The sequence below is a fragment of the Segniliparus sp. genome, assembly GCF_051660745.1.
Lineage (GTDB): Bacteria > Actinomycetota > Actinomycetes > Mycobacteriales > Mycobacteriaceae > Segniliparus.
In genome coordinates, this window is the sequence record NZ_JBOFQF010000029.1 from 45,522 (window position 1) to 52,434 (window position 6,913).

The 6,913-nt window shown below is 65.1% G+C and carries 7 protein-coding genes; 1 reads left to right on the forward strand and 6 read right to left on the reverse strand.

The window, feature by feature from the left end; all coding sequences use genetic code 11:
- Positions 1 to 397: 397 nt before the first annotated feature.
- The 4 genes from ACRC20_RS10180 to ACRC20_RS10195 form a co-directional block, all read right to left on the reverse strand.
- Entirely contained in the window at positions 398 to 925 is a 528-nt protein-coding gene (locus ACRC20_RS10180) for a hypothetical protein (RefSeq protein ID WP_438686262.1), read from the reverse strand.
- Positions 926 to 1,026: 101 nt separating this feature from the next.
- Positions 1,027 to 2,898, reverse strand: a complete 1,872-nt coding sequence (locus tag ACRC20_RS10185; protein ID WP_438686263.1) for an alpha/beta hydrolase — start codon at positions 2,896 to 2,898, stop codon at positions 1,027 to 1,029.
- The gene (locus tag ACRC20_RS10190; protein ID WP_438686264.1) at positions 2,895 to 3,188 is read right to left on the reverse strand and encodes a hypothetical protein; all 294 of its coding nucleotides are present in this window, start codon (positions 3,186 to 3,188) and stop codon (positions 2,895 to 2,897) included. Before ACRC20_RS10190 ends, ACRC20_RS10185 begins: the two co-directional genes overlap by 4 nt.
- A complete protein-coding gene (locus ACRC20_RS10195; protein WP_438686265.1) occupies positions 3,185 to 3,457 on the reverse strand; it encodes an exonuclease V subunit alpha in 273 nt (90 codons plus the stop codon). The genes ACRC20_RS10190 and ACRC20_RS10195 overlap by 4 nt, the downstream gene beginning before the upstream one ends.
- A gap of 278 nt (positions 3,458 to 3,735) precedes the next feature.
- Between ACRC20_RS10195 and ACRC20_RS10200 the strand changes: the two genes are divergently transcribed.
- Positions 3,736 to 4,191, forward strand: a complete 456-nt coding sequence (locus tag ACRC20_RS10200) for a helix-turn-helix domain-containing protein (protein WP_438686266.1) — start codon at positions 3,736 to 3,738, stop codon at positions 4,189 to 4,191.
- Positions 4,192 to 4,307: 116 nt separating this feature from the next.
- On the opposite strand, the gene ACRC20_RS10205 is transcribed toward ACRC20_RS10200, so the two are convergent.
- Positions 4,308 to 5,918 (reverse strand): recombinase family protein, encoded by a 1,611-nt coding sequence (locus ACRC20_RS10205; protein ID WP_438686267.1) that lies wholly within the window; start codon positions 5,916 to 5,918, stop codon positions 4,308 to 4,310.
- 9 nt (positions 5,919 to 5,927) lie between these two features.
- Positions 5,928 to 6,913 (reverse strand): DUF222 domain-containing protein (locus tag ACRC20_RS10210; RefSeq protein WP_438686268.1); only part of this gene is annotated, 986 nt, incomplete at its 5' end.

The following is a 6,913-nucleotide window of genomic DNA, read 5'->3' on the forward strand; positions in this document are numbered from 1 at the left end:
GGTAGCGAGCTGCGCCCGCTGCTGCTTGTCACCGATAATCTCGACAATGAAAACTCAAACACAAACCCGAAAAGAGTTTATCCCAAGAATACGAACCTGCTACAGCCTTAGAACGAAAATACCGCCTCAGATCAACCGAGAGCGACGAAAAAACTAAAACCGTATGACGGATAGCGAAAGCGGGCGAACGCGCCTCTAACTTAACCTCAGCGCCATTAACGCCACTGGCTAGAGCTTCTGCAACCAACTCGAAGGCGGCTCATACTCGTCCTCGCCCGGATCGGCCGCAAACGACGGCACCTCCGCAGGCTCATACCGCATCCTACGCTACAGCTAGACCTTGACGGCGACCATCGCCGAGGAACCGCTCTGCGCTAAACCCAGTGCGGTTCAACTCTCATTTCGGCGGCTCGCCGAAGGCGCTGGAGCCGTTCTTCGTGACAGTCTCGGGCATATAGCCGTCATCATTCGGGTCGTAGGCGTAATACGGGCTGTTCCAGACAACCGCCACCGCGTGGTTCTGATTCACATTCAAATCAAAACTGTAGTGGTCCTCTGTCGCGAAGCTTGCCCACCATAGATAATTGCTAATAGCGGTTTTCGCGGGCACGCTCGGAGCTTCTGTGGTACGCGCGTGCTGGGCCCAGTAGGCCGCGAGCTTGTGGAATGCCTCTTCTCCAGTGCCCTCGGGGTAGTGCACCCAGTAATACACCTGGGTTTTGTAGGGGCTTTTCTTCGGATCTCCGTAGTCGTTGACCTTGCCGCTCCTGGCAGCGCGAAACCCTGAGTCGCCGGGATGGTCGCCGATGGCGTAGTACGCGTAGGACCATCCGTCCGGGAAGTCCCTCAAGGAGTCCTGCAAATACGTGGTGATCCTGGCCCTCGCCAGATCTGCCGTCAAGCCTGGCAGCGGTTTCTTATCCATCTGCCCTCCGTTCATTACATGGTCGATCTGATGGTTTGTCCAACTGCACCCGCTCGTGGCCATGATCGCGGCGAGCGCCAGCGTGTAGTGCCGCATGCGCCTCATCGCTTGGGCCCGTTGATGATCACGCCCATCGTCGTCAAGGCGCTGTCTTTGCCTTGGGTGTCGTCCCAGTAGTCGCTGTGCGCTCCGCCGGGCATCGGGTGGTCCCAGGTGGGCGGGTGGGGGTCTACGGGGATGATCTGGCTTTTGGGCAGGTTGAATTCCGAGCCGGTGGGCGCGGGGCCGAGAGGCGAGTCCCCGAACGGGCCAAGGCCGGTGCCGGGGAGCGCTGGGATCGGAACACCGAACGGGCCATGGACCACGGGGATGCTCTCCGAGTGGGGCACGGGGTCCCATTTGTCTGCGGCGGCCCAGGTGTGGCTGGCGGCTTGCGACGGGTCCACGCCGGTCAGGCGCAGGTCGCTAGGCGATTGCATCTCCACTCCTGGGGAGCCGAGGTAGATCACGTCGTCCGCGTTCAACGTCCGACCGTGGGACGCGGCCTCACCCACGACGGTTGAGCCGTAGGAGTGCCCGATGACGGTGTTGTGGGAGGGGTCGCCCTCGTGCGTGGCACGCAGTCCGTCCTGGAAGCGGTCCAAGAGCGGAGCGCCCGCCTCCGCGCCTTTCGGGGAGGAGGGGTTGTTCTCGCCCACCCAGTCCGGGGCGTCGTAGCCGAACCACCCGATCACCGAAGTCCCGTCCTTCGGCGAACCGGCGTTCACGGCAGAGTTGAACATGCCGTCGATCCGGTGCATGTCGCCGGGGAGGTGGTCTGCGTGCTCGGTGGTGCCAGGCACGAACGTCGCAACATTCTTCGCCGTGTCCGGGTTCCCCGCGCTGACCACGGCCCTGGTGCCGTCTTGGGCGTGCTGGAGCAGGTAGCGGTGCTGCCCTGGGATCTCTTTCCCGTTCGGGTCGAGCACGGGCTTGAGGGCGCCTTGCAGGTCCAGGCTCTTCTGCAGGTCGGCTTGCGCGGCATCGGCGCGGTTCTTCCACTCCCGCCACTGGCGGCCCTCGTTCGAGCCTGGATTGTGGGGCGCGTGGTCGAGGTTCCAGTCCTTGTGCTCGTCCAAGATGCGCTGTACGCCCTGTTTCTTTTCTTCGGTCTCCCGGTCGAACGTGGCCCGGTTGAACTTGTCCTTGTCCACAGCCGGAATCCCGTCCAAATCCCCGATATGCGCGTGCTTGCGCCACATCTCTTCCTTCTCCCCGTCATTCAGCTTGCCCCACTGATCGCGCAGGATGAAAGGATTGTCAGGCACCGCTCCCGAAGCCATGCCCTCGATCGTCTCCATCGCGGCCCTATGAGAGTCGTAAGGCGTGTAGGGCTGGCCTTTGCTGTCGAGGGCGAGGTCTTTGAAGTCCATCGCCTCCCTGACCTTCGAGCCCCAGTCCCGCCCGAGGTCTTCGAGCTGCCCCACCAGGCGCTTGAGGTCTTCGGTCAGCTCCGCCGCTTTGAACTGCAGGAGCTGTCCGATCTGCCACGGAGCCCCCTGGGGGACCGAGCCGGGTTTGACGTGGACGGCGAAGTCCTGGGCGACCTCGAACGGCTCCCCGCAGTCCCACGTCTTCGACCCGTCCGGGGAGGCGACGAGCATCGGCATCGACTCCACCCCGGCGAGGAACTGCCGCGCGGTCTTCGCGGACTCCGAGATGTACCCGTCCGCCTGCGTGTACGTCTCGGCGGCGGCGAGCAGGCGCGTGTGCTCCGTGCCGTACGCGCGCCCGAAACCGCTCGCGCGCTCCTGCAGCGCGTCGGACGCGGCCCCGGTCCATTCCTTCCCGCTCGCGGGGAACCGCAGGCGCTTGGGGAACTGGGCCTGCTCGTCCGCGATCTTCCCCGCCCGTGCCCGCAGGGCCTGCGCCGCCGTGCTGAGCACAGACGGGTTGAGCTTCTCCAACAAGGCGCGGGTGAGAGGCCCGCTCACCTCGGAACCCCCGAGCGCTCAATGTTGGCCTTCGCGTCGTCGTCGGTCGCGTCGACCTTGTCGGCGGCCTCGATGACCGCGTTGCCGAGCCAGTCGTGCCCGTCCGCGAACCGCCGCAAATACTCCTGCTGCCCGTCCGCGACGGCCACAAGAGCGTCCGCCAAGTCCAGCCCCGCCAGCCCGGCAGCGGCGTCACGGGACGCGGACGGCGATTGGTCGGCGCGCAGCGCCTCCCCGTCCGAAAGCACCTCACGGCCCGCCTGGCGGGCCTTCTCCGTGTCCAGCTTCACCTGCCGCCACCCTCACGGGCCCGCTGCACCACGGCCTCACGACGGCGCATCTCCAAAGCGCCCGCCCCCGAATACACCGCGAACCGAGAGCCACCCAGCTCAAGGACCTTGTCCGGCACCACCGGGGCGAAGCTCTTCCGCGCCGCCTCCGCGCGCTGCTCCGCGACCGCCCTCTCGTCGTCCTCGTCCATGCGGTCCATATAGTCGAACCGTTTCACGGCAGGGCCGAGGTCGTCATAACCGCGTGATTGCCCTAGATGTCGCGCCATCAGGTGAGAACCTTTCCACGTTCCTCGTCCCGGACCCGCCGCCCAACAGGGCGACGAACCTCGTTATCACAGAAATCATAACCCGCGCCACGCCGACGAGCGCGCCGGAACGCGCTCGTCAACGGCATCAGGTGTCGCGCTGATCGTACAGGCCAGAAGCCGCCCCCGCTACCCGGTATCTAACATTTGTATCTACCATATATTTCACACAGATGTGACGACCACCGTTCGTATGCGGAGCATGGGCGCATGAGACCAGGCGACCAGAGCGACAGGGCGTGAGCCGCCGTATCACGCGCGGCTTCCGCCGTCACGCCTTCGCCAAGGCACGCCTCGCCTACAAACGCAAAGGCATCAGCAATCACGACCTCAGCAGGCTCTCAGGGGTTGGGGAGAACACACTGAGACGCTGGCAGAGCGGCGAAGTCCTGCCCACCATCGACAAACTCAGCGCCACACTCGCCGTGCTCGGCGTCCCAGTCGGCCAAGTCGTCGTCATCCCGGCAGAGAAGCGCACCCTCGGGGATCTTCGCATCCTCGCCGGATTCACCCAGCCTCAACTCGCCAAGGCGGCGGGCATGAGCACGACGGCTTTGTCCATGCTCGAACGCGGCGGAACACCGCTCACCGAACAAAGGGCGCAAGCGCTCGCGCCACTGCTCGGCGTCAGCGCCGACGATATCCACGTGGCATGGCAGAGGGCGCGGGACCGCCCACCGGGGACACCGGCCTGAATGATCCCGCCGATTAAAATAAGCCCCGATTCGGCTTCTAAGCCGTTTTCCGTCATCGCCTAGGTCATGTGGCTGGACAGGGCACGGGGATCGTTCTGTGAAAGCATCAGCGCCGTTCAGTCCTCGTTGGCTTCGAGGATCTGGCGTACGGCCCGGTTCGCGGCCTCGCCGAACTGTAGCTGTTCCTCGAACCGTTTCAGGTCTCCGAGGTCGATTGCCCATTCCGCTGCTCCGGTGGTGTTCTTGAAGGTGAGGCGGACGCCCGTCGAGCGGAGCCATTCGTTTTTCGCTTTGACGTCTTGGTTCTCCCACCAGTCGGCGAACTTCTCGCCGGTCGGCGTCCAGGTCCAGCCGGACGGGCGGACCGCGCGCGAGGCGAGTTCGGTCTGACGGCCCGCGAGGGCCGTGATGCGCTGGTCCAGTCGGTCGCGTTGGGGTGTTCCTTTGCGGAACGCCGCGCTTCCGAGCTGGTCCGTGAGGTCCGCCAACGTGGCGTCGATGTCGGCGAGCTCGGTGGAGTGGTCCGACCCCGCGTCCCACGTCCGCTCTCGCCGTTCGGAGTCGCCGAACAGGTCTAGGAGGTTCTCGTTCAGGAATGTGTCGGCGTGGTCGAGTGTCACAGAGCGGTTGCCGCACGGCTCACGGTTCACACTAGAGGCGCACCGGTAGCGCTGCTGGCGGCCCTGATCGCCCGCGTGCCGGTACATCGGCCTGCCGCACTCCCCGCACGAGAGGACCCGCAGCAAGAGGCTGTCGCTCTTCTCGCGCTGGCCTTTGCGCTGCCCCTGCCCACGGCTCTGAAGCTCCGCTTGCAGCCGGTCGAACACGTCTCTGGTGAGGATCGGCTCGGAGCGCACCACCGGGGACCCGTCGTCGTCGCGGACCACGGTCTGAGGCCCCGCGATCTTGCGGCCCCGATGATTGCGGAGCGCGCGCCCCTCGTCGTCTGTCGCGGCCTCCCGCACGACGATCTGGCCCAAGAGAGTGGGGGACTTGAGCGCTCGCTGCATGACACGGATCTGCCATTGGTAGCCCTTGACCTCGCGCCCCTGCGCCTGGGCGAAGCGGTCGCGCGGGGTCAACTCGCCCCGCGCGGTGAAGTCGTGCGCCACCGACCGCAACGACTCCCCGTCCAAAATCCGCGTGACCGCCTCCAAGATCGCCGCGACCTGCACGGGGTCCGGGGCGTAGCGCCACTGCCCGGACGACTTGTCCGGCAGATACCCCCACGGCGGGGTGCCGCCCCGGAACTTCCCGGCCCTGGTGTTGAACCGGGCCGCCGACGAGCTGCGCTCCGAGTTCGCCGCCGACTCCATCTGCGCCACCCACGCGATCGACATCGCGCTGTGCATCCCGTACGGGGAGTCGAAATCCAGGAACGGCTCTTTGACGCTGACCAGCTTCACCGAATGCGCCTGGCACCAGCGCATCAAGTCCAAGATGTCGAACACATGCCGTACGACGCGGTCCATCCGCCAGAACACCAACACGTCGATCTCGTGCATCCGCCCGTGGTCGTTCTTGCCGTCCCCGATCCACTCCTGAAGCGCGGGGCGCTCGAACGGGGACGTGAGCGTGGCCGACACGTCCAGATCCTCGACAGACCCCACGATCACGTAATCACGCTGCTCGCACAGGGTTCGACTGTCATCCAGCTGCCGTTCCGGCGAAGTCGTCGCGTCCGTCAACCGCGACAACCGAATGTCGATCAATGCCCGCTTGCTCATGGGAGGTAATTATGCACAACTGGCGAATCGGCAGTGCTGGTCGCGTGCGTTGACGTGGGTTTCGACTGTGGGTGTGGGTTTGTATTGGTCTGGTGTGGTGGTGAATTTGATTCGTTTGGCTGCTTTCGCCAACATTTGCGCCAGCTCGGAGTCAATCGGGGCTCCGTCCAGCAATGCGGGGAGTTCTGCTTTTCCGACGAGGGCGGGGAGTTGGACGATCAGTTCGATGTTCTTCGGCTGATGCTGGGGCCGTCGGGCCGCTTCGCAAGTTGGCCTGTCGCATTCGCAGACGAGCTGTTCTTCGTCGCTCCCGAGGACAGCTAATGCGTCGCTGTGCCTGGTCCACAAGGGCCTGCCGTCCTTCGGGCACACGGTGTTGGCGATCTGGGTCAGCCGCTCGCGCAGCTCGGCGGCTTGTTCGAGGGGCATCGTCCCGCGCAGGTCCGCCATGCCGTCACTGATCGGGGTGATGAAGAACCCACGTTGCCTGTGGGCGCGTTCGCGACGCTGCTTGCACCACTCCGGGTCGAGCCTCAGAAATTGGGCTTCCATCAAGTGCGAGATCTTCCCGTACGAGCACATGCGCCAACGCGGCGCCTGCGCCGCGAGCCACGCGTCGAGTTCTTCCCGGCATTGCGCGGGCGCGAAGCCCAGGTTCTCCCCGATAAACCGGGCGGCTTTCGCCGTGATTTCGGCCGCCGCCAGCTTCGCCCCGAGTTTCGGGTAGTTGACCGTCATGTCTTCCGCGAAGGAGAGCATCGCCTCCGCGCCGCGAGACGAAACCCCGAGCGCCGGGCCGAGCTCCAACAACACCGCCTCGCGGGTCGCGAACGAGAAAATCCCTTTCCCGCACTGACGCTCCTCCACGATCTGGCGCTCCGCGACCTTCTCGGCGATCCTCGCCACCAGCACCGCTTTCCGGGAGAGCAGCAGGGACTCCTCGCGCTCCACTTCTGCGAGCGCGGCGAACAAATCCCTCACCGCCGAACCGGTTC

Excerpts from the sequence above, each read along its gene's own strand:
- ACRC20_RS10180 (WP_438686262.1), bottom strand. The coding sequence starts at position 925 with ATGGATAAGAAACCGCTGCCAGGCTTGACGGCAGATCTGGCGAGGGCC.
- ACRC20_RS10205 (WP_438686267.1), bottom strand. The coding sequence starts at position 5,918 with ATGAGCAAGCGGGCATTGATCGACATTCGGTTGTCGCGGTTGACGGAC.
- ACRC20_RS10195 (WP_438686265.1), bottom strand. The coding sequence starts at position 3,457 with ATGGCGCGACATCTAGGGCAATCACGCGGTTATGACGACCTCGGCCCT.